Source organism: Tessaracoccus antarcticus, from assembly GCF_003688855.1.
Classification (GTDB): domain Bacteria; phylum Actinomycetota; class Actinomycetes; order Propionibacteriales; family Propionibacteriaceae; genus Arachnia; species Arachnia antarctica.
The window spans coordinates 36,164-58,296 of the sequence record NZ_REFW01000002.1 but is presented as its reverse complement, the minus strand read 5'-3'; the positions used below and the strand labels follow the sequence as shown (position 1 = coordinate 58,296).

Below are 22,133 nucleotides of genomic sequence, written 5' to 3'. Positions count from 1 at the left end.
ACTGTGGCAAACCTCGTCAACCTGGAATCCGTCACGCACGGATTCGGTACTCGTATCCTCCTCGACTCCATCTCCACCGGCATCGGTGCGGGTGAGGTCATCGGCGTCGTCGGCCGCAACGGCGACGGCAAGACCACCCTGTTGCGCATCCTCACCGGCGAACTGGAGCCCGACCAGGGCCGCGTCACCATCTCCGGCTCCACCTCCATCGGTGTCCTGACACAGGAGCACGTCGGGCATCCGGATGAGAGCGTCCGCGACGTCATCCTGAACGGCGAACCCGACCACGTGTGGGCCGCCGACGCGCAGCGTCGCGGGCTCGTCGAGTCCCTGCTGGCCGGCATTGACCTGGACCGTCTCATCGGGACGTTGTCCGGCGGCGAGCGCCGCCGCGTCGGCCTCGTGGAGGTGCTGCTCGAGCGCCACGACCTCGTGGTGCTGGATGAGCCCACCAACCACCTGGACGTCGAGGCCATAGCCTTCCTCGCGGACCACCTCGCCGCCCGGAACCGGGCCGGTCTCGCCATGCTTGTGGTCAGCCACGACCGCTGGTTCCTCGACGCCGTCTGCACCCGCATCTGGGAGGTCCACGACGGCGTCATCGACGCCTACGACGGTGGCTACGCCGCCTACGTGCTGGCCCGTGTGGAGAGGCAACGGCAGGCGGCCACGAATGAGGCCCGCCGCCAGAACCTTGCCCGCAAGGAGCTGGCCTGGCTGCGCCGCGGCGCACCTGCGCGCACCTCGAAGCCGAAGTTCCGCATCGACGCTGCCGAGACACTCATCAGTGACGTGCCTCCGCCGCGCGACATGATCGCGCTGCAACAGTTCGCCATGACGCGCCTCGGCAAGGACGTCTTCGACGTCACGAACGTGACGTACACCATCGGCGGCCGCACCCTGCTGAGCAGCCTCACCTGGTCCATCGGTCCCGGCGATCGCATTGGCCTCGTGGGCGTCAACGGCGCGGGCAAGACGTCGCTTCTTGAGCTCCTGTCAGGCCTGCGCGAGCCGGATGCCGGGAAAATCAAGCGTGGCCAGACCCTGCGGCTGGGCTACTTGTCGCAGGCCGTGGGCGAGCTCGACGACAGCGACCGTGTCCTGCAGTCCGTGAACCGCCTCAAGGAGCAGACGAAGCTCGCCACCGGGCGCGAGGCCTCGGCCGGCAACCTGCTGGAGGAGTTCGGCTTCACGGGCGACAAGCTCGTCGCCCGCATCGGCGACCTGTCCGGCGGGGAGCGTCGACGGTTGCAGTTCCTGCGGCTGCTGCTGTCGGAGCCCAACGTGTTGATCCTCGACGAGCCCACCAACGACCTCGACATCGACACGCTCACCGTCATCGAGGACTACCTCGACACCTGGCCCGGCACACTGATCGTGGTCAGCCACGACCGGTACTTCCTGGAGCGCGTCACCGACGTCAGCTATGCGCTGCTCGGCGACGGTTCCTGTGTGCTGCTTCCCGGTGGCGTCGAGGAGTACCTTGCCCGACGCCGGGCCATGCACGCTGCCGGCTCGGCAACCGCGACCGTGGGTGACAGGCCCGTCTCCGATGCCGCGAGTGAACGGCAGCGGAAGAAGGATCTGAGCCGGCTCGAGTCGCAACTGTCGAAGGTGGACAAGATCATTCGCAAGCTCCATGAGCAGATGACGAGCGCCGCCAGCGACTACGAACATCTGGCCAAGCTCACTGCGGACCTGCGCACCGCGGAGGCCCGTCGCGACGAGCTCGAGGAAGCGTGGCTGGTGGCGGCCGACGAGTGAGTGCCGCAGGCGCTGCGCTGCCCTGATCTGGGCATCGCTGCGCTCACTGGCGTGTGACATTGGTCTGCGGTGTTCTACTGTTCACTGGCGCACCAGTATCCCGGGGGCCGTGACGCACGCGAAGGAGCCACCATGCTGGAGAAACTGCTGGTCACGCCGGCCGAAGGACTCAGCGTCGTCATCTCCACGGCTGCTCTGTACTGGGGTTTCATCCTCATCATCCGGGTTCTGGGTCAACGGGCACTCGCCCGGATCTCCAGCCCCGACCTCGCCACGGTCGTGGCGCTCGGCGCCGTCATCGGCCGTGCAGCCCTCGGGTACACCCCCACGCTCGGGGCCGGATTGTTGGCGCTGGTCACCCTGTTCGCCATGCAGGCAATGGCCGGCCAGATCCGCCGGTTCACGCTCTACCCGCGGACTCTCAACAACGTCCCGTGGCTCCTCATGGCAGGAACAGTGCCCATCACCGACAACCTCCGCCGGACACATCTTGCGGAGGAGGAACTGCTGGGCCAGATCAGGCTGGCAGGCATACGACACCTCACCGAGGTGGCCTGCGTGATCCTTGAGACGACCGGTGAGATCAGCGTCATGCGCCGCGGCATTCCCATCGACCGCAAGCTCATGGCCGACGTCCGCGGCATCGAGCACCTCCCGGAGCAGTTCTTCGACGACTCGCCCCAGTGATCCAGCAACCCCGCACGGGGCATTTCCGTCAGCGACGCCCTCGGAGCCGTCGCACCAGCTTGACCAGTTCCTCGGCCCACAGCACCACCGACGCCATCGCCGTCGCCATGGCCCAGTGCGCCAGGTCCAGCGACGCCGTTCCGAACGCCACCTGCAGGAACGGGATCTCCACCACAGCGACCTGTAGCACCACTCCCAGCACGATGGAGGCCCACAGCCACTTGTTGGTGAAGAGGCCCGTGAAAGCCGACGTGGTCTCCGAGCGTGCGTTCAGCGCGTTGAACAGTTGGGCGAACACCAGCGTGGTGAATCCGGCGGTGCGGGCCACGGTCAGGGAGTCGGAGCCCTCGATGAGACCGCCGGGCAGGAACATGTCGATGGTCAGCAGGGTGACGGCCCCCATCACCACCCCGATGAAACCGACGCGTTGCCACATGTGGCGGTCGATGATGCGGTCCCCCGGTCCGCGGGGGCTGCGTGCCATGACGTCGCCGTCCTCGGGGTCCACGCCCATGGCCAACGCCGGGCCGGAGTCGGTGACCAGGTTGATCCACAGGATCTGGGTGGCCAGCAGCGGGACGGCAATGGCACCGGCGGTCGCGGCGTCCTCGATGCCGAGGACGCCGGCAAGGACCACCCCGAAGAACACGGTGGTCACCTCCCCCATGTTGGAGGACAGGAGGTAGCGCAGGAACTTGCGTATGTTGTCGAAGATGGCGCGGCCCTGTCGGACGGCGGCGACGATGGTGGCGTAGTTGTCGTCGGCGAGGATCATGGTGGCGGCCTCCTTGGTGACCTCCGTGCCGGTGATCCCCATGGCCACGCCGATGTCGGCTGCCTTGAGTGCGGGGGCGTCGTTCACACCGTCACCCGTCATGGCGACCACCTGCCGGTCGGCCCGCAGCGCGTCGACGATCCTCAGCTTGTGCTCGGGGGCCACGCGGGCGTAGATGGACGTCACCCGCGTGGCCTGTCTGAAGCCGTCCTCGTCCAGCTCGTCCAGCTGCGCACCCGTCAGCGCCACCGCGCCAGGCTCCGCGAGGCCCAGGTCAGCAGCGATTCGTGCCGCGGTAACGGGGTGGTCGCCCGTGATCATGACGGTCCGGATGCCGGCCCGGTGTGCCTCCCTGATGGCAGCGGCAGCCTCTTCGCGCGGCGGGTCCATGATGCCCACCACGCCCACGAAGATGAGGCACTCCTCCGCGGACCCGTCGACGTCGTCCCCGGGTTCGTCGTCAAGGTTCCTGTGGGCCACCGCCAGCGTCCTGTACCCCTCTGATGAGAGCCGGTCGACCGACGCTGAGATCACGGCACGCTGCTCCTCGTCCAGGGGAATCATGCCGCCGCCCACCTGGACACTGGTGCATCGGGTCAGCAGGACGTCCGGTGCACCCTTGGAGAACAGTCTTCTGGTGCCTGTGCTGTTCTCCTTGTTCAGCACGGACATCATCTTGCGCTCCGAGGTGAACGGGACCTCCGCCAGTCGCTCGTAGGCCTGCACGCGCTCGGGGGCGCCGTCGAACTTGTGCTGGGCCACGAGAAAGGCCGCCTCGGTGGGGTCCCCCTGAATGTCCCAGTCATCTGCCTGGCGCAGTTCGGCATTGTTGGCGAGCGAGCCGCCCACCAGCACCGTCCGTGCTTCGAAGAGGGCATCCTCCGACGGGTCCCCCACCACGCCACCCTCGGGCCGGTAACCCGTACCGCTGAGATCCAACTCCCCGGAGGCTGTGACCACAGTCCTCAACGTCATCTCGTTGCGCGTCAGCGTCCCGGTCTTGTCGGAGCAGATCACCGACGCCGAGCCAAGGGTCTCCACGGAGTGCAGGTCCTTCATCACCGCATTGCGTTTCGCCAGGGCCTGTACGCCGATGGCCAGGACGAGCGATAGGATGGCCGGCAGACCCTCCGGCACCGCCGCGACGGCCAGCGACACCCCCAGGAGGAGGATGGTCACGAGGTCCTGCGCCGATTCGACCCCGTTGATGAGCACCAGTGCCACCATCACCACCACGGCGATCACGATCACGGCAATGCCCAGCGTCTTGCTGACGAGCGCCACCTCCTTCTGGAGGGGGGAGGGCTCCGACTCGGTGCGATCCAGCATGTCCGCAATGGCACCCATCTCGGTGTCCATGCCCGTGGATGTCACCACGGCACGTCCCACGCCCTGCACCACGGCGGTGCCCTTGAACACCATGTTGCGGCGGTCACCAATGGCCGTTCTGCCGGACAGGACGTCAGTGCCCTTGTCGACGGCCTCCGACTCGCCCGTCAGGGAGGACTCCTGGATCCGCAGACCCGTGGCGGTCAGCAGCCGGGCGTCCGCCCCCACGGAGTCGCCCTCGGACAGGGCCAGGATGTCGCCCTTCACCAGGTCCCGGGAGGCCACTGACTCGAGCCTGCCTTCGCGCAGCACGGTGGACATCACAGCCGTCATGCTGGCGAGCGCAGCCACCGCGTCGGCTGCCTTCCTCTCCTGGACGAAACCGATCACGGCGTTGGCGATCACGATGATGCCGATCACGATGACGTCAATGGGCCACCCCCCTTCCCCCTCGGCCAGCCACGCCGCCAGGGAGATGACCATGGCCACCAACAGCAGGTACACCAACGGGTCCTGGAACTGGCGCAGCACTTTGCGCCAGAGGGGCTCCGCCGGCTTCTGCCGCAGCGCATTGGGGCCATCGGCCTCCAACCGTCCGGCCGCTTCGGTGGTGGACAGACCTGTGGCCGGGTTCACCCCATGCTGTTCGGCCACGTGCGCGGCCTCCACCTGGCTGGGGTCGGTGTGCGTATCGGTGCCGGTCATTGGTTCTCCCTGGGTGCACGCGGCCCGCTGCGGCGGGGCTTCGCCTCCAGACTATGCCCGGGATCGAATTGTCGGCCTGGACTCGTAGGCTGCCATGCATGTACACGACGCTCGCGATCCACGGCTACCGGTCGCTGCGGGACGTGGTGGTGAGGTTGGGGCGGGTCACGGTGGTACTGGGCCCCAACGGGGCAGGAAAATCCAACCTCTACAAGGCCCTGCGCCTGCTGGCCGCATGCGGGCAGGGTGACGTGGCGGGCTCCCTGGCGCGGGAGGGTGGACTGGATTCGGTGCTGTGGGCCGGACCGGAGTCGCTCGCCGCCGCGCGCCGCGGACACGCCGTGCAGGGCACACTCCGCCGCGGACCCATCTCCCTGAAGCTGGGCGTGGGCGGCGATTCCCTGTCCTACCTGGTGGACCTCGGTTTACCCGTGCCCGGCGAGACACTGTTCAACCGCGATCCGGAGATCAAGCGGGAGGCCGTGTGGGTGGGTCCCATCATGCGACCCGCCACCCTCCTGGCCCGGCGCAAGCGCTCACAGGTGGACGTCCGCGACGATGGGCCGTGGCAGACCCTGGAGGACCGGCTCCCCACCCACGCAAGCCTCCTGAGTGGGGCTGCGCTCCGGGAACTCCGCGTCCTGCGCGACGAGCTCGCCTCCTGGCGGTTCTACGACGCACTGCGAGTGGACGCAGGCTCCCCCGCACGGCAGCCGCGTGTGGGAACCCGCACGTGGGCACTGGATCACGACGGCTCCGATCTGGCGGCGGCCCTCCAGACCATTATCGAACGGGGACGGGAACCGCTGGCCGAGGCCGTCGCCGATGCATTCGACGGCGCCCAACTGGGTGTCGTGAACAGTGACGGGCTGTTCGACGTGGCACTGCAGCAGCCAGGCATGCTGCGGCCGCTGCGCAGTGCGGAACTCTCCGACGGGACACTGCGACACCTCATGTGGCTGGCGGCCTTCCTGGCGCCCAATCGCCCTCCACTCATGGCCGTGAACGAACCCGAGAACAGCCTCCACCCGGGGCTTCTCGGCCCACTGGGCCGCCTCATTGCCCGCGCGTCCACCGACACGCAACTCGTGGTGGTGACGCACTCCCTGGCCCTCGTCGAGCACCTGCGGGTGGCCCTCGCCGAACACGGCCGCTCCGATGATCTGGAAGTCATAGAGCTCGCCAAGAACCTCGGTGAGACAATCGTCCGGGACCAGGGGTTGCTGTCGCGGCCGCCATGGGAGTGGGGATCGCGCTGACCCGCTGTCTGGCAGTCTGTGCGCATGAGTCTGCTTCCCGAGGTGCCCGACGCTCGCCTGCGCGTGACAACGGGGCAACGGGACCACACCGTCGCCATCCTGCGCGAAGCGGCCGCGGACGGCCGCCTCGACTTCGACGAGCTGGCGCAGAGAGTCGAGTCCGCACTGGGTGCGAGGATCCGCAAGGACCTCGCCGCAGTGCTGGCCGACCTCGTCCCGAGTGCGGACATGGAGCGGTCGTTGGCGACGGCTGCGCCGCTGGGGGACGGGCCCGGCTACCGGTGGGACAACCCGCTGGTCTTCGACGGGCAATGGATGCACACCACCGTCCGTAGCGGTGCCTGGGAGGTGCCCCCCTTCCTGGAGATCAACACCGGGTGGGGGTACGTGAAGCTGGACATGACGCAGGCCACATGCCACAGTGCGGTCGTCGACCTCGTGATCACCAGTTCGAGCGGCACCATCACCCTCGTGGTCCCCCAGGGGTGGTGTGTGGACACCCACGAGGTCCAGACCAGCGGTATGTCCGGCACCATCTCCAGCCGTGTGGCCACTCGCTCGCCTGCGGCATTGCCCCGCATCACGGTGCGCGGCCGTACGGCGGGGGCGCTAAAGGTCCGCCATCCCACCCGCCGCGAACTCGGTCGGGCCGGCTGAGTCGTGACACGCCGCGTGATCCTGTCCTGTGGTGCGCATGGGAATGGGGTCCGCGATGCGCGAACCCCACTCCTTCACGGCTGTTGAACAGCTCCCCCACAGGCGGTTCAGCCCAGCGCCAACCACGTCTGCGGACCCACGACCCCGTCGGCCGAGAGGCTCTGGCTCCGCTGGAACGATCGGACGGCCGACTCGGTGGCCGCACCGAACGAGCCGTCGGCGGACAGCCAGTACCCGCGAGCCACCAGGCACTTCTGCAGGTACACGACGTCATCGCCGCGTGCACCGCGCCGCAGCGTCGGCCGGACCGGGGCAGTCGGCTCCGGTGCGGGATCGGGCTCCGGTGCTGGTTGGGGCTCCGGATCGGGTTGGGGCTCCGGATCGGGTTGCGGCTGAGGTTCGGGTTGCGGCTGAGGTTCGGGTTGCGGCTGGGGCACCGGGGTCGCGCCCCCGCTGTCCAGTGCAGCCCAGGTCGCGGGACCCACCACGGCGTCGGCGCCCAGTCCGTGAGCGGACTGGAAGGTGCGCACGGCCCCGGCGGTGCCGGCACCGAACACACCATCGACGCTGAGCCAGGCGCCGCCCTCCACCAGCTTCTGCTGGAGGTACTTCACGTCTGCACCCCGGTCGCCCTGGCGAAGGGTGGGTCGCGCCACGGGTGTCACTCCCACCGCTCCCCCGCCTCCTGCCGGAGCCACGGTGAATGGTCGTTGCGCCTGGAACCCTGCGGAGGCCGACACCGTGAAGTAGTTGGGTACCTGATCGCTGGGCAGCTGGGATGCGATCCGGTTCAGGAAGCTGCGGTGGTCCCCCTGGAACCCACCACCGGCCCAGACACTCTTCAAAGCTCCCGTGAAGGCACCGTTGCCGTTGCCGTCGTAGGAGAACTGGTTGTCCTGGCAGCCAGCCAGCAGAATCAGTTCGGCCGGGAAGTCGGTCAGGTCACGGGGCCCGGAGAGGGCCTGCACCATGCGGTACACATCCGCCCGGTCGTGGGCGTCACGGCTGCTGGTGCCCACGGGCATGGCCCTGGGTCGGCCCGGCTGCAGACTGATCTGTTCCCCCCAGAACTCGTGGCCGTCCTGTGTCGCCGCCATCGCGTCGCGCATGGCGAGCTGGAACACACTGCGCGCCACGGTGCCGCTGTGGCAGGAGTCGGACACGACGATGATGCGGCTGCCGGCCGGGAACTGGCGGTAGACGGCGTGGAGTTCGTCGTCACACACCTGCCGGTCCCACAGCACCCAGGTCTCGTCCTGGTGGTCCTCCTCGTCGCCGTTGTAGTCGTCGACCTGACCGCCGTGCCCCGAGTAGGAGATGAGCGTGATGTCGCCGGGCTGGGAGCGTCGGGCCATGTCGGCGATGGCCGCCAACACGGAACTGGATGTTGCCACCTCGTCCAGCATCGTTCGGCTCTGGAACCCCTGACCGGCGGCGATGGCCTCCATGTCGTGGGCGTCGTTGTGGCACCCCTGCAGGGTGGAGTCCCAGTCGGCGGGATACGCGGTGGGATCGACGTGGTTGAGGCCGATGTGCAGTGAATAGCCGGTCATGGTGATCGGTCCTTTCTCAAATGTGAGCAGCGGGAATGGGGATGAGTACGCCCTGGTCGCGGATGGACCAGGTGAAACTGGTGGAAAGAATGCCTGTGCCCTCCGTCCTCACCTTCAGGACGGGGTGGGCGAGGTAGCGGGTCAGGGGAAGCGCGAACACCAGCTCGTCCTGACGGTGGCTGGCATGGAGCGTCACGGTGCGGATGTCGGTGTCGTCCACCAGGTGGGCGGTGACGACGATGGCGTCGCCGGCCGGGATGGCCGTGTCAGCGACGAGGGTCAGCTTCAGTTGCAGGTCCTCGACGTAGGCGCGCATCTCCTCCAGGGTTTCCGCCCCGGGCTCGACGGTGGCCTCCACCACCACGTCGGGGGTGTCCTGCTCCAGCGTGACCTCGAGTGACCCGGCTGGGTCCAGGACCTGCCCGACGGTGGCCAGCACCCGGCGACCTGCGCGGAGCTCCCCCACGGCGACCCGTCGACCCAGCCTGTTGATGAGCTGGCGTCGGGTACCTGACCCCGTGATCTGGACGAATCCGGTCCTGGGACCGGTGATGCGGTCCAGGGCCAGCCGCAGCGTGCTGGTCACCTCCGTACCGTCCGGGAGGCTCCAGCGGGCGAGCCCGCTGACGCCGCTGGTGCGCAGCAGGTTCTGCAGCGTCAGGAAACCGGGAATGTCGGTGTCCAGCAGCACGGCGAACCCCGTGTCCGACGCCACGGCCTCCACCTGAACCGTCGGCGGCACGGCCCAGGCCAGCGTGGGGGACAATCCCGCCTGCCACGGGTCCTCGAGCTGGACCGGCCCACCCTCGGCCTCCTCCAGTTCGTCGACGATGGCGGCACGAATGTGGGGCGGGAGGTCGGGCTGCAACCCCGCTGCCAGGACGCACCGGATGTTGCCGGGATCGTCAGCGTCCAGGGTGGAGGACAGCAGGAGCGTGGGCCTGTAGGCACGCTCCCCACTGTCAGGGCCGTAGCGCCCCACGCAGTGGGTGGTCGCCACCACCAGGAACACCCCTGGGCGCGTGAGGCTGCGCAACACCCGTGCACAAGTGCCGGCCGCAGCCACCTGAACGGGTTCGTGGGTGCGGGGGTCGCCCTGGCCGAGGCTGAAGGCTGACTGGCACCCTATGGCGCTCTCCTCTGCACCCTGGACGCGACGATAGAGGTCGCCGGAAATGCCGCAGTCGACGAAGACATCGATGGGCGGCACGGTCACGGTGGCCTGGCCCGGCACCCACCGGCGCTGCATGAGTGGCGCGATCTGCGCGGCGTCCAGCAGGAGGGGATTGCCGAGGACCGCCAACCGGTTCTGGGCCAGCTGGGCAATGGCCGGGTGTTGCATGGCGCCGGCAACACCCGTGAGCCCGATCTCCTTGGTCCCGCCCAGCACACGGGACCACGGAACGCTCTGCCAGCCCCGGTGGGTGGCCGTGACAACCAGTCGGGCGGGGACGGACTGGAATCCCCGAGAGGAGAGGGCCCCATAGGCCATGCGGGCCCACTGGTCCCGCAGCTCGAACGTCACCGCCAGCACGCCGTCGCCGCGCGTGGTCGAGGCGGCCGGGTGGTATTGCACCCGTTCTGCCTCACCGGGGTCACGAAACGGGATCGCCAATGACACGCGGAGGTCGTCCAGGACGACGGGCCGCACCGCGGTCTCGTCCACGTCCGTGGCAACCTCCTCGGCCGCCGCAGGCACGGACTCGCGCAGCCGGATGGAAATCGTGGCGATGATCGCCTCACGGCCGTCGCTGGTGTGACCGTCGGAGCGCACCGTGAACCGGAACGCTGCCGCCTCGGGTGCCGTGCCCCGCGCGGGAGCGTCGAAGCCCCACGTGGGCACGTACCACCGCCGTGCAGGGTCGGCGCGGTCCTTCATGAGGGCCCCGGCACTGGGGAGGACCGGCCCACTGGTGTCCACGACCGGCGCCATGGCAGTGAACGTCTCGAATGTGCCGTGCACCAGCATCTGCGGCTGCATCGGTATGAACGGCTCCGGCCGGGTGACCTCGGGACGGACCGCCATCTGCAGGGGCATCGCGTGGATCCCCTGCAGCATGACGACGTTGGTGAATCCCGACGGCGTGGCCCGGGGGCGCCGGACCGGCGGTACCTCCACCAGGGCGTCACCCCCCAGGGTGACGACCCGCAACCAGGCCGGGTCACCGTCCAGCTCGGTGCCGAGCAACTCCCCCAGCGGCACCTCGGTCTCGACGGTGCCGCCCGCGAGGAGGACCTCCGCGTGCAGGTGCGGACCCCCGGACCTCGAGGCGACGGCCCGCAGGAGGTCCGCCGCCTGTGTCCCGGAGAGGATGAGGCTGAGGGCGCCCCGGCCGAAGGGGCCGTCCACCCAGACCCAGCTGCTCGGATGGCCCACCACCTCGAACGCGACCGCCAGGGGCAGCGTGCCCTCCACGTCCGCCTGCAGCTCGGCGGTCAACGTGACGTGCTCCACCAGGTCGCCGAGGCGCTCGTCCGGGGTCGGCGGCCGGGACACGATGAACGTCGCGGAGAGGCGGGGCCGCCCCGCGGCGTCGCGGACCAGCGACACGAAAAAACCGGGGGTACTGGGGGCACCGGGGGCGGCAACCATGGTCGTCGTCCTCACACCTGGTAGTTGCGGAAGCGGAGCACCGTGGAGGCATCCGGTCCGCCGCGGGTCCCGTTGACGGCGGACTCGGCGGCGGGGGCGGCTGGCGCGGGCAGCTGCCCTTCCCGTGGTGCCGCCAGTGCGCGCAGACCCCGGATCCGGTCCTCCGGCACCGAGCGCACGGTCACGCCCGGCTGGTCGGGCCGCGGGATGTCGACGATGATGGGACCGTTGCCACTGGTGCGAACCCAGCCGCCGGACCATGCACGTCCCGGTTCGAAGAGCGTGCCTTTGACAGTCACCGACACCTGGTAGCGGTAGAAAGGCCGGAACGCAGGGTCGCCCGTGAAGATCGCCCACGTCCGATCGACGTCGACATCGCCGTGGTTCCAGCGGAAGCGCACCTGCGGCATGCCGGCGGGTTCACCGGTCTCGTCGGTGGCCTCGAAGACGGCCTCCACCACCTGGCTGTTGTCGGTCAGCATGACTCCGAGCTGGATGGGGCCCACCGCCAGACGGCCGGCGCTGTCCGCACGCACCTCCAGGGTGGTGTCGTTCAGCAGTGTGCCGTTGGGTCCGGGGTCCAGGTCGATGACGTTCCTCTCGATCTGGATGCGGTGGTAGGGGTCCTGGATGTCGCTGGGCGGCTCCGCCAGGTGCACCTTCCGCTTCACCCACGTCATGTCCGGCGTCCAACCGGTCGGAGCGTTCGTGACGTCGGAGGCCTGCTTCTGGGCTGTCTGGAACTTCCAGGTGCCGTCGTTGCCGTCGGAGCCGGAGAAGCTGTGGCCCTCCCAGTTGATGGCGCCCTGCGTGTTCGGGTAGCCCACCTGCACGGACAGGAACTCCACTGCCCCGTCGGCCCACGCGGCCACGGGGCGCAGCACGCGGGCGAGTCGACGGGGCCAGTCGTCGAGGTAGACGGTCTGGAAGTACTTGCGTTCGGCCTCGGGGTCGGCATGCATCTCGTCGAACATGCCGGCCAGGGAACTGGAGATGGTGTGGTCCTGCAGGTAGGCGAACTGCGACGTCTCCTCGTAGGTGAGGTCGAGCTGTGTCTCGTCGCGCCGATACTTCAGCGCCACACCCGCCCCCCACGGCGTGAGCCCTCCGGAGGAGGCCTGCGCGGCTTCCACCTGTGGCTGCGGCGGGTCGAAGATGACCTTCTGTGCCTGCTCCATGAACTTGCTGAACACGAGGTCGGTGCGCTCCTGCAGCCGCTCGGCGATCTTGTCCGCATCCGGCAGGGTGGTGTCCACCAGCGTCTCCACCGTGATGGTGCCGTCGGTCTTCATCTTGTTGAACTCGGCCTTCAGGTCCACCGACGCCCACAGGTATCGTCCGCTTGCGGCGGCAGAGAAGTGCGTGAAGATCTTCTCCCAGTGCCCGTGGATCTTGACCGTCACCACTGGCGACCAGACCTTCAGCTTGTAGTTCTGCATCACGATCAGTGGCGAAGCCGTGCCCTGGAAGGCGGCCCAGCAGATCGCAGCCGGGTAGGAGCCCAGGAGCCCACTGAACGCATGGGTGCCGGACGGGTCGATGGACCCGGCGCCCTGCCCCTGCATGAGCCAGTACCAGGGGTCGAGGTTGTTGTCGCCGCCGGTCGGTGCCGGGTCACCGCCGGCCGCGGGGTCACCGTCGCGCGCACGGCGGCCGGGAGCGGGCGGCGCGCCGGTGTAGGTGATGTCGCTGCCGGTGGTGCTGCGCGTGCCAGTGGGCATGGCGGGGAAGCCACGCGGTGTCGGCGCCACATTGGAGACGCTCGTGGTGGACGCGGCGATGATGGCGGGCCGGAACAGTGGTGGCTTCCGGGAACCGGCGGCCCCCCAGAAGCTGTCGGTGGAGCCCATCACCTGCTCCGTGATCTGTTCCTCGGCCTGCTCCCGCGTCGTGGCGGGCAGGTCACCCGTCACGGAGAACGTCAGGACCCCGCCGGCCACGTCCCCGCCACCGCCGATGACACCCTCGCCGCCAGTTCCGGCGAAGCGCAGCATGTTGAACAGGTAGTCGCCCTTGTCGGGCCCCTCCTTGCGTGCCATCCGGACCTGGTTGGGGATGTAGTAGTAGACGGGCGACTCGCCCGCGGCGATCAGCTCACGGTTGTTGACGTCCGGCAGGTAGAGAATCGAGTAGCCGTCCTTGATGATCGGCTGGGAGCCTCCCGCGTAGGTGGGCCCCATGGCTTGTGCTGGCATGGTGGTGTGCCTTTCGTCTCGGTGCTCGACGCAGTTCGCGTCACACCACCAAGAGGTGCCACCCTGTTCGGTGATACATGCCCGTCACCCTGGGTGCTCCATCCGCCAACTCGACCCGAACCACGTGAAGCTGCGTGCAAGGAGGCTCTGACTCGCCGCTGCCAGCGCTGCGGGGCCCTCCTCACCCGCTGCAAGCCGGACGTGGAATTCCGCCATGGTGTCGCACGCCACCTCATCCGGGACGTCCGTGAGTGGCGCCACCACCGAGCGCACACCCATGGCGAGCAGGCTCGATGTCAGCCCCAACGCCTCGTCCCCCGGCCTCAGCCTCGCTCGTCCCGCGCTGCACGCGGACAACACCACGAGGGACGCCCCGAGCGGGAGACCCTCCAGTTCGTGGGCGAACAGGGACCCTCCGTGCAGGTGCAGCGACGAGAACAACGGGTTGTCCGACCGGTGGACGCCATGTGCGGCCACATGCACGACGTCGTTGCCCACCAACGCCGCCGCCACAGCCGCCGGCTCCCCGTCGACCTGCCTGGCGTTCACCCAACTGGAGAGGACTCCGTCCCCCTCGCGCTGCCCCAACCCGAGACCGGGCCCCACGGCCACCGCGACGGCGGGCGTCGCCCCGAGGAGAGTGAGGCCGTCGCGCCAGGCGGTCACTGAACGACTGAGCGTGACGCTGCGGTGGCGCAGCCGCGGCAGCATTCCCCAGGGAAGGTGCACCAGTGCCCCGCCCGGCACGATGACCACGGGCCCATCCGGCAGGTCGGGCAGCAGTGCCCTGTCGAGTTGCCGGAGGCCGGCATCCAAGGAGCTGCGGATGCCTGCCGCCAGGGGTCCGTGCGGGGCATGCGCGGCGGCGTGTGCGTCCGCCGTCGTGCGTGCCACGAGATCCATCGTGTGATCACGGTCACCCACCCGCAGCAGTTGAGCCCTCACGGAGGTGGAGACCACGACCACCCACACGGAGCCAGCCACGACGGCGTAGCTGAGGACCGTGGCCGCCCCCACGTCCCGCCGGCGCAGCGGTGCGTGGCGTGGCACCGCGGGGGCCGTGCCGTGCGCCCAGGAGGCCTCGCGCAGTTGACTCTCGATACCGGAGACCTGCAGGAGCAGGCTCTGCGCACCGCTGGCCGGAACGCTGCGCAGGTCTTCGTGGCGTTGGCGAAGGGTGGACCACAGGGCCGCCACGGCAGGGTTCGACGACGGCACCACGGAAGGAACGCTGTCGAGCGCTGTCCTCCACCGCTCCATGGCGGACAGCGCCACCCATGCACGTCCCCCAGCCACCGCGTGCTCCATGTCGAGCGCCATGAGGGGTGCCACGTGGATGGCCAGTGCGGTGCGCAGGTCCAGGCTGGACATGCCCGCCCTGGCCACGGCGACATCCCGCGCGGCGGCGCGCACCAGGTGGGAGCGACGCCCCGCAGTGGACGGGAGGCTCAGTTGGGCGAGGATCGCAAGGACACGGGTGGACAGGTACGGCGAGGTCCTCATCCGCTGCAAACGACGCACCACGCCGGGATCGTCCACCACCTCACCCGCCCCGCCGGCAAGGATGGCCCAGGATGCGGTGGCCCTGTCCGCCACCCACGCGATGCCGGCCCCCGCGGCTGACCGGGCCAGCTCGGCTGCCTCCTGCACGAGGCCGGGGCTGGTGGCGGTGGCGTTCACGAGCGCTTCGAGGCGCACGGCACGGGCGTCGAGTTCCCGTTGCCGCTCGCCGCGCCCGGCATCGTTGCTCACCAACTCGTCCACGAGGCGCACAGCGTCACCGGTGTCTCCACGCAACAACGCGCAGCGGGCCTGCTCCAGCATCGTGTCCGCCAACTCCTCGGACATGTGAGCGGCCCGCATCTGCACGGCGGCCTGCGCCAGTAACGGCGCGGCATCCTCCACGAGCCCCACCTCCATGAGGACCCGCCCCCGGTCGAGCCGCGCGACGGCACGGTCGACGCCACCCCCCATCTCGTCCGCCTCCGCCATCCACCGCAGCGCCGCCGGCAGGTCTCCGCGCAGGTACTCCACAAAACCGAGGTTGTGGGTGGCCATGAAGCGGTACTGGGGCAGGTCTGTCGCCAGCCCAACGGCGGCCCTCAGATCCGCGGCGGCCTCGGACAATGCCCCCGCCTGCGCCCCGATGGTTCCCTTGTTGATGAGCAGCCGCACACGGTCCTCGGCAGGCAGCCCCACGGCGACTTCCACGGCCGCCCTCAACTGCTCCATCGCGTCCTCGATGTGCCCGGCCCTGGCGTTGAGTACCCCTGCCTGGAGGTGGGCGAGGCTCCGCAGGTCGTCCCGGTCCGCCGATTCGGCGTCGCGTCGCGCCGCCGACAGGTGACTCAGAGCTGCCCCCAGACCCAGGTCGTCAAAGATCAGCCACGACTCGGTCAGCCGTATCCGCACGTCAGGTTCGAAGCGCTCCGTTGCACCGAGGCCTTTGAGGAGCCGCCTCGCCTCCGTGAGATGGACGCGCGCCTCAGGCAGTTGGTACTGGGCGATGGCGGCGCGGGCCTGCCGGTAGGCCGAGTCCACCGCCTCCAGAAGTGCTGCGTCCCCCACGTCAGAGCTCGATCAGCGGTGTCAGGACCGTGCGGGAGCCTTCATCATCTCGGTGCATGAGGAACCTGATGGCGCCGTGCGGCACTCCATGCCAGACGAGTCGGCCGTTGACGTCCGAGGTGGCACTCCACGATGTGGTGCCGGCGATCAGTTCCACCCGGAGACCACCGCCGGTGATCCAGCCGTCGATCCGCAGACCGTCCCCGTCGGGGGTGGCCGAGACCATCAGCTGCAGCGCCGAACTCGTGAACGTCACAGTGTCCGACGGTGACGCGGCGCTGGTGCGCAACTGCAGCGCCGACGCGTCGGCCAGCGTGGCCAGTTCTGCGTCGAGCGCCGCCAGGGACAGGGTGAACAGCACATCGTCAGCGAGGCCGGCCGGCGGCGGATCCACGGCGTCGAAGAGGCAGGCCAACTGACCCAGGATCATCTCGTCGAGTCCGTCCATCGGTGGGTCCAGGGATGCGTTCATGACGGGCTCCATGCAGGGTCGTTCAGGAGTGATCGGCGAAGGGCGACGAGGCACCGGCCGCGCGTTGGTCCGATGGAGCCCACCGGAATCCCCAGCGACTGCGCCAGCGCGGCGTAGTCCGGCGGGCCACCGCGGCTGATGACGCGCAGCAGCGCCTGGCAGCGGGGCGAGAGGGAACTCAGATGCCTCCACAGAGCTTGCTGTGTCTCGTCGAGCACCACTTTCTCTGCGGGCCCAGGCGCTGGGTCCGGGCGCTCCGGCAGGTCGTTGCGCAGCTGGGCGCGCCGTCGTTCGCGGCTCACACGCCAGGACTCACGCCGGACGCTGGTGCCCAGCCAGGCCACCACCGTGGCGGGGTCACGCACTGTGTCGGCCTTGGCAACCAGCGCAAGCCAGACGCTCTGCACCACATCCTCTGCGTCGCCGCTGCTGAGGCCGCAGGATCGGGCCATGTGCCACATCGTGGGTGTCATCAGCCTGACGAGAGGGTCGATGCTGCCGCGCTGCCCGTCGCGGAACTCGCTGAACAGCGAGGCGGCCTCCTTCACGAGGCTGGTGGTCTCGGTCATGGCCGGGCCCCAGCGTGTGATGGCTGGGGCCTTGCGTGTCTTGTCATGTCGGTCCTCCCGCAGAGCTTCCTCGACATCCAAGAGGGACGAGGGCGCACTGGTGATACATCCGACGTCGACGCCCGGCCCCTCACGCCGAGCCTATGCCTGTTGCCCCTCCCGACGGGGCGGTTCGTCCAACCACCCCACGGCATTCGGGCCGGGCTCCGAGGTGCCCGTCAGGGCCGCTTCCAGCCGAGCTCAGCCGCCAGCGCCTTCCAGCCGCGATCCACGCTGCTCTGGAGGAAGGACGGGCCATCATCGTCACTCAGATGCGCGGCCAGAGCCCCTGCCAGGACGGGGGCGGCAAACGATGTGCCGCTCCACACGCCGAACCCACCGGAGAACCCATCGGGATCGATGGTGCCGCGGTGGTGACCCTCGTGGTCGAGGGAGGCCATCATCTGCCGGTCGCCCCCGCACCCCACCGGCATGGTGCTGACGAGGGCCGCCCCCATACGGTGGCAGCTCACCCACGGGCCAGCATTGCTGAAGTAGGCAACCGTGCCGTCCGGATTCTGCGCTCCCACACCCACCAGTGGCAGGCGCCCCACCTCCACGGGGCCCTCGGCGAATCCTGCGGGGAACATGGGCGAGGTGGTGGCATTGTTGCCGGCCGCCGCCACCACGAGTACCCCGAGCCGGCCAAAGTTCTCCAGCAGGAGGCCCAGCGGTCCGTCGGCCAGGGCATCATCAGGCGCCTCGTGGTAGTACCCGAGCGACAGGCTGAGAACGTCGATGAGTTGGTCCTGCTCCCCGCCGCCGAGCGCACTCACCTGGCGTGCCTGCAACGACTGGAGCGTCGCGAGGAGGCATGACTCCGACACGACGCCGTCGTCAGTCATGACGGGTATCCCCAGGATGCGCGCCTCGGGGCACAGCTGCCGGATGAGGCCGGCGATGAAGGTTCCGTGTCCGGCGTACGGGAGAAGGCTGCCGTCGAGGGGATTGCGCGGGGGCTCCGGTGTGGAGGAGCCGGAGACCGTGCCGTGGCGCCCGAGGAGCTGGCCGTCCACCCGCACCTCGGCCGTGGCCATCGTCTCGTCCGTGAACCAGGGGTGCTCTTCGAGCCCTGTGTCCGGCACCACCACCACAGGGGGCCGCTCGAGGCGCCGTCGGTGCGCGGCGGGGTCGTGCAGGACCACGGCCACCGGGCTGCGTCCACCCATCCCCGGGGTGCCATAGGTCGTGACCGGGGCGCCCACCCCTGCGTAGTACGGCACACCCGCGTAGTAGGGAACACCCGCATAGTACGGAACCCCCGCGTAGTACGGGGCAGCCACGAGGAGGTGATCCAGGGAGACCTGGGTGATGCCTGCGCGTCGCACACGCAAAAGAAGTTGCACGGCATCGACGATCTCGGGGTCCCCGTACAGCTTCACCGCGTTGGTCACGGGATGGAGCTGTACGGGCGGATCCTGCATCCTCATCCGGATGCCCAATGTCACGGGTTCGATGCCGATGCCCAGTTCCTTGGAGATTGCAGCGATCTTTTCCAGCAGCCCCGCCAACTCGTCCGGCTCGGCTGTCACCAGCAACGAATCCGCGATGTAGGCGGTGGAACGTCCCGCCCCGGGACCCCACAGCCGCGCACCCCACGCGGCGGCGACGTCCGGATCGACCTGCGGAACGGGGTTGCTTCCCGGCTGCTCGACACTCCTCATGGTGGTGGCCCTTCCACTGTTCCCGGGAAGCACGAGGCGGCGCCGGCACTGCGCTGACACATACGCCATCCCTGGTTTCTCGAGCCTATTCCCCCGGGGTCGCGCACATCCGAAGTGGCCGGGATTGTTCAGGGCGAACAGCACTACAGCCACTCGATCAATGGATAGGGTCGGAGGCATGGTTCGAGCAATAGTGGTTCGGGAAGTGCCCTCTGACAGCCGACCGAGCCGCGTCGCGACGCTGGAGGATGTGTCCGAGTCCTTTCTGGGCGACGGCGGGACCGTCGTCGACGTCGCCTTCTCGGGGATCAACTACAAGGATGCGCTGGCGCTGACGGGGCGTCCGGGTGTGGTGCGCCAGACACCCCTGGTGGCAGGCATAGACCTCGTGGGCACCGTCGTGACATCCGACGACGGACGATTCGCGCCCGGCGACTGGATCGTCCTCAACGGTGCCGGGCAGTCCGAGAACCGGCACGGAGGGCTGGCCACGCGCGCTCACATCGACGCTGCCCTGGCCATCCCCCTCCCCCGCGCCATCACCCCCGCCCGTGCCGCGGCACTTGGCACCGCTGGGTACACGGCGGCGCTGGCGGTGTCCCGCCTCGTCCATGAGGGTGTCTCACCCGATGATGGACCCGTGCTCGTCACGGGCGCGACGGGTGGCGTCGGCTCCATCGCGACGATGCTCCTGGCCCGCGCAGGATTCGAGGTGGCGGCGCTCACTGGCCGCGCCGACCAGTTCCGGGACTACCTCACCCGGCTCGGAGCAACGTCGCTGGTCGACCGCTCGGAACTCTCGTCGTACGGCAAACCGCTGCAGTCGGCCCGGTGGGCCGGGGTGGTGGACGCCGTCGGTGGCGCGGTGCTGGCCAACGCCCTGGCACAGACGAGGCCGGGGGGTGTGGTGGCTGCGTGCGGTCTGGCGGGATCCGCGGATCTGCCCACCACCGTGATGCCGTTCATCCTGCGTGGGGTGACGCTCGCAGGCATCGACTCGGTATGGGCCCAGCCGGGTGCCCGCACGAGGGCATGGGACCTGCTCTCCCGGGACCTGGACCTCGACGTGCTGGACTCACTGACGGAGACGGTACCGCTGGAGGGCGCCATCGCTGCCGCGGAGCGACTGTTGGACGGGCAGTCCCACGGTCGCATCCTCGTGGCCATCAACCCCGACGCGTGACCACCACGGTGGACAACATCATGTCTGTGAGTGGGCGCCGTTCGGCTCCCACGACGATGTGTGGGATCACCATGCACTTCAGGGCAGTACGCACGAACGGGCGCCACCATCCGAGCGGTTCGCCGTCCAGCCGGATGACGCCGATGCGAACGATCAGCTGTCCGAAGGAACCGCCCGTCAGTGCCGTCAGCACACTGGCCTGCACGAAATAGACGGCCAGCACCATGAACACGCGCCATCCGGAACCATTGATGACGCCCGTTCCGAACAGGGCGACGGCAATCACCATGCTGGCGGCCCAGTCGCCCACCATGGCACCTATCCGTGGCCACCACCCTGCCAGGGAACCACGCCCATGCTCGGGAAGTCCTAGGGTTTGTCCGGGATACAACGACGCGTCGCTCACGGGACCCAAGGGTATCTGGGCGCGTAACGCGCCTGTAATGAACGCGCAACGGCTGAGCAACTTCCAGCCGATAACGTCTCTTGTGGAAGTACGTAGCCACGACTGGAGGAACATCAATGTTCAAAGACGCAGACGAACTGCTCGCCTACGTCAAGGAGGAGGGCATCGAGACAATCGACGTCCGCTTCTGCGACCTTCCCGGCGTCATGCAGCACTTCACGGTGCCGGTGTCATCATTTGGACCCGAGGTCTTCACCGACGGGTTGTCCTTCGACGGTTCGTCGATCACGGGCTTCCAGAAAATTCACGAGTCGGACATGGCGCTCATGCCAGACCCAACCAGCGCCTATCGGGATCCCTTCCGCAAGTCCAAGACGCTGAACGTCAACTTCTTCGTCCACGACCCGCTCACCAAGGAGCCGTACTCGAGGGACCCTCGCAACATCGTGCGCAAGGCGGAGGCCTACCTGGCCTCCACCGGTATCGGTGACACTGCATTCTTCGCCTCGGAGGCCGAGTTCTACGTCTTCGACGACATCCGCTTCGACTCCACCGCCAACAGCTCGTACTACCACATCGATTCCGAGGCCGGCGCCTGGAACAGTGGACGGGTCGAGGATGGCGGCAACCGTGGGTACAAGCCGAGGTACAAGGGCGGTTACTTCCCGGTCGCCCCCGTCGACCACTTCGGTGACCTGCGCGATGACATCGTCCGCCACATGGAGGCCTCCGGGCTCATCGTCGAGCGGGCACACCACGAGGTGGGCACCGCCGGTCAGGCCGAGATCAACTGGCGCTTCGACACCATGCTGCGCTCCGCCGACGACGTCATGAAGTTCAAGTACCTCGTGAAGAACACCGCCTGGGCGGCCGGGAAGACAGCAACGTTCATGCCGAAGCCCATCTTCGGGGACAACGGGTCCGGCATGCACTGTCACATGTCCATCTGGGACCAGGGCAAGCCGCTGTTCTACGACGAGAGCGGCTACGCGGGCCTCTCCGACATGGCACGCCATTACATCGGTGGCATTCTGAAGCACGCGCCCGCGCTGTTGGCCTTCACCAATCCTTCCGTGAACTCCTACCACCGGCTGGTGCCGGGGTTCGAGGCGCCCGTGAACCTGGTCTACTCGCAGCGCAACCGTTCGGCCTGCATTCGCATCCCCATCACGGGGTCCAACCCCAAGGCCAAGCGCATCGAGTTCCGCTGCCCTGACCCCTCCAGCAACCCCTACCTGGCATTCGCCGCCATGTTGCTCGCAGGGATTGACGGTATCCAGAACCGCATCGAGCCGCCGGACCCCATCGACAAGGACCTCTACGAGTTGCCACCCGACGAGCACGCCCAGGTGGAGACCGTACCGACGACGCTGGGCGAGGTGTTGGACGCCCTGGAGGCTGACCAGGACTTCCTGTTCGCCGGGGACGTGTTCACACCGGACCTCATCGAGACGTGGATCGAACTGAAGCGCGCCGAGATCCTGGCGGTCCAGGTCCGTCCCCATCCCTATGAGTTCGAGCTGTACTACGCACTCTGACGCCTCTGCAAGCACACATTGCGCCCCTCGGCCACGCCGGGGGGCGCAGTTGCGTGCCCAGCCAGAGCACAGCAGAAAATAGTCGGTCGACACTGCGAACAGACTGCACAACCGTCCGCGCACACGCTTGTACGACAACGTGTAGGAGATAATCCACCCCGCCCGCCCCGGCCCGAT

Annotated in this window: 15 protein-coding genes; 6 read left to right on the top strand and 9 right to left on the bottom strand. The window is 68.5% G+C overall.

The window, feature by feature from the left end:
* Positions 1 to 3 precede the first annotated feature (3 nt).
* Together EAX62_RS07555 and EAX62_RS07550 are read left to right on the top strand one after the other, a co-directional pair.
* Positions 4 to 1,764 carry an ABC-F family ATP-binding cassette domain-containing protein gene (locus EAX62_RS07555; protein WP_121901103.1) on the top strand — a complete coding sequence of 587 codons (1,761 nt, stop codon included), beginning with the start codon at positions 4 to 6 and terminating at the stop codon, positions 1,762 to 1,764.
* Positions 1,765 to 1,896: 132 nt separating this feature from the next.
* Positions 1,897 to 2,451 (top strand): DUF421 domain-containing protein, encoded by a 555-nt coding sequence (locus tag EAX62_RS07550; RefSeq protein ID WP_121901102.1) that lies wholly within the window; start codon positions 1,897 to 1,899, stop codon positions 2,449 to 2,451.
* Positions 2,452 to 2,479: 28 nt separating this feature from the next.
* Here EAX62_RS07550 and EAX62_RS07545 read toward each other — a convergent pair whose 3' ends face one another.
* Entirely contained in the window at positions 2,480 to 5,260 is a 2,781-nt protein-coding gene (locus EAX62_RS07545) for a cation-translocating P-type ATPase (protein WP_121901101.1), read from the bottom strand.
* A gap of 98 nt (positions 5,261 to 5,358) precedes the next feature.
* On the opposite strand from EAX62_RS07545, the gene EAX62_RS07540 reads away from it, so the two are divergent.
* Both EAX62_RS07540 and EAX62_RS07535 read left to right on the top strand, forming a co-directional pair.
* Positions 5,359 to 6,519, top strand: coding sequence for an AAA family ATPase (locus tag EAX62_RS07540; protein WP_121901100.1), 1,161 nt, complete (start codon positions 5,359 to 5,361; stop codon positions 6,517 to 6,519).
* Between the two features lie 24 nt (positions 6,520 to 6,543).
* Entirely contained in the window at positions 6,544 to 7,176 is a 633-nt protein-coding gene (locus tag EAX62_RS07535) for a DUF1707 SHOCT-like domain-containing protein (RefSeq protein WP_121901099.1), read from the top strand.
* A 107-nt stretch (positions 7,177 to 7,283) separates the two neighbouring features.
* Here the strand turns inward: EAX62_RS07535 and EAX62_RS16690 are convergent, their stop codons facing one another.
* The 7 genes from EAX62_RS16690 to EAX62_RS07490 all read right to left on the bottom strand — a co-directional run bounded on the left by EAX62_RS16690 (position 7,284) and on the right by EAX62_RS07490 (position 18,829).
* A complete protein-coding gene (locus EAX62_RS16690; protein ID WP_158600587.1) occupies positions 7,284 to 8,729 on the bottom strand; it encodes a peptidoglycan-binding protein in 1,446 nt (481 codons plus the stop codon).
* 16 nt (positions 8,730 to 8,745) lie between these two features.
* Positions 8,746 to 11,322: a hypothetical protein gene (locus EAX62_RS07515; RefSeq protein WP_121901098.1), complete on the bottom strand. Its 2,577-nt coding sequence runs from the start codon at positions 11,320 to 11,322 to the stop codon at positions 8,746 to 8,748.
* Positions 11,323 to 11,333: 11 nt separating this feature from the next.
* Positions 11,334 to 13,517, bottom strand: coding sequence for a hypothetical protein (locus EAX62_RS07510; protein WP_147454053.1), 2,184 nt, complete (start codon positions 13,515 to 13,517; stop codon positions 11,334 to 11,336).
* An 84-nt stretch (positions 13,518 to 13,601) separates the two neighbouring features.
* Positions 13,602 to 16,085 carry a CHAT domain-containing protein gene (locus EAX62_RS07505; protein WP_121901096.1) on the bottom strand — a complete coding sequence of 828 codons (2,484 nt, stop codon included), beginning with the start codon at positions 16,083 to 16,085 and terminating at the stop codon, positions 13,602 to 13,604.
* 1 nt (position 16,086) lies between these two features.
* Positions 16,087 to 16,557, bottom strand: a complete 471-nt coding sequence (locus EAX62_RS07500; RefSeq protein WP_147454052.1) for a hypothetical protein — start codon at positions 16,555 to 16,557, stop codon at positions 16,087 to 16,089.
* The gene (locus tag EAX62_RS07495; protein WP_147454051.1) at positions 16,554 to 17,126 is read right to left on the bottom strand and encodes an RNA polymerase sigma factor; all 573 of its coding nucleotides are present in this window, start codon (positions 17,124 to 17,126) and stop codon (positions 16,554 to 16,556) included. The genes EAX62_RS07500 and EAX62_RS07495 overlap by 4 nt, the downstream gene beginning before the upstream one ends.
* Before the next feature lie 218 nt (positions 17,127 to 17,344).
* Complete coding sequence (locus tag EAX62_RS07490) at positions 17,345 to 18,829, bottom strand: S8 family peptidase (RefSeq protein ID WP_158600586.1); 1,485 nt, start codon at positions 18,827 to 18,829, stop codon at positions 17,345 to 17,347.
* A 178-nt stretch (positions 18,830 to 19,007) separates the two neighbouring features.
* On the opposite strand from EAX62_RS07490, the gene EAX62_RS07485 reads away from it, so the two are divergent.
* Complete coding sequence (locus EAX62_RS07485; protein ID WP_199711202.1) at positions 19,008 to 20,012, top strand: MDR family oxidoreductase; 1,005 nt, start codon at positions 19,008 to 19,010, stop codon at positions 20,010 to 20,012.
* On the opposite strand, the gene EAX62_RS17120 is transcribed toward EAX62_RS07485, so the two are convergent.
* Complete coding sequence (locus EAX62_RS17120) at positions 19,996 to 20,418, bottom strand: RDD family protein (protein ID WP_267897979.1); 423 nt, start codon at positions 20,416 to 20,418, stop codon at positions 19,996 to 19,998. The genes EAX62_RS07485 and EAX62_RS17120 overlap by 17 nt on opposite strands.
* A 116-nt stretch (positions 20,419 to 20,534) precedes the next feature.
* Between EAX62_RS17120 and glnA the strand changes: the two genes are divergently transcribed.
* The gene (glnA, locus tag EAX62_RS07475; RefSeq protein ID WP_121901091.1) at positions 20,535 to 21,956 is read left to right on the top strand and encodes a type I glutamate--ammonia ligase; all 1,422 of its coding nucleotides are present in this window, start codon (positions 20,535 to 20,537) and stop codon (positions 21,954 to 21,956) included.
* Positions 21,957 to 22,133: the final 177 nt, after the last annotated feature.

Bases quoted from the DNA above. Each gene is read 5' to 3' on its own strand.
- EAX62_RS07550 (WP_121901102.1), top strand. From the start codon at position 1,897: ATGCTGGAGAAACTGCTGGTCACGCCGGCCGAAGGACTCAGCGTCGTC.
- EAX62_RS07545 (WP_121901101.1), bottom strand. From the start codon at position 5,260: ATGACCGGCACCGATACGCACACCGACCCCAGCCAGGTGGAGGCCGCG.
- EAX62_RS07540 (WP_121901100.1), top strand. From the start codon at position 5,359: ATGTACACGACGCTCGCGATCCACGGCTACCGGTCGCTGCGGGACGTG.
- EAX62_RS07535 (WP_121901099.1), top strand. From the start codon at position 6,544: ATGAGTCTGCTTCCCGAGGTGCCCGACGCTCGCCTGCGCGTGACAACG.
- EAX62_RS16690 (WP_158600587.1), bottom strand. From the start codon at position 8,729: ATGACCGGCTATTCACTGCACATCGGCCTCAACCACGTCGATCCCACC.
- EAX62_RS07515 (WP_121901098.1), bottom strand. From the start codon at position 11,322: ATGGTTGCCGCCCCCGGTGCCCCCAGTACCCCCGGTTTTTTCGTGTCG.
- EAX62_RS07510 (WP_147454053.1), bottom strand. From the start codon at position 13,517: ATGCCAGCACAAGCCATGGGGCCCACCTACGCGGGAGGCTCCCAGCCG.
- EAX62_RS07500 (WP_147454052.1), bottom strand. From the start codon at position 16,557: ATGAACGCATCCCTGGACCCACCGATGGACGGACTCGACGAGATGATC.
- EAX62_RS07495 (WP_147454051.1), bottom strand. From the start codon at position 17,126: ATGACCGAGACCACCAGCCTCGTGAAGGAGGCCGCCTCGCTGTTCAGC.
- EAX62_RS07490 (WP_158600586.1), bottom strand. From the start codon at position 18,829: ATGAGGAGTGTCGAGCAGCCGGGAAGCAACCCCGTTCCGCAGGTCGAT.
- EAX62_RS07485 (WP_199711202.1), top strand. From the start codon at position 19,008: ATGGTTCGAGCAATAGTGGTTCGGGAAGTGCCCTCTGACAGCCGACCG.
- glnA (WP_121901091.1), top strand. From the start codon at position 20,535: ATGTTCAAAGACGCAGACGAACTGCTCGCCTACGTCAAGGAGGAGGGC.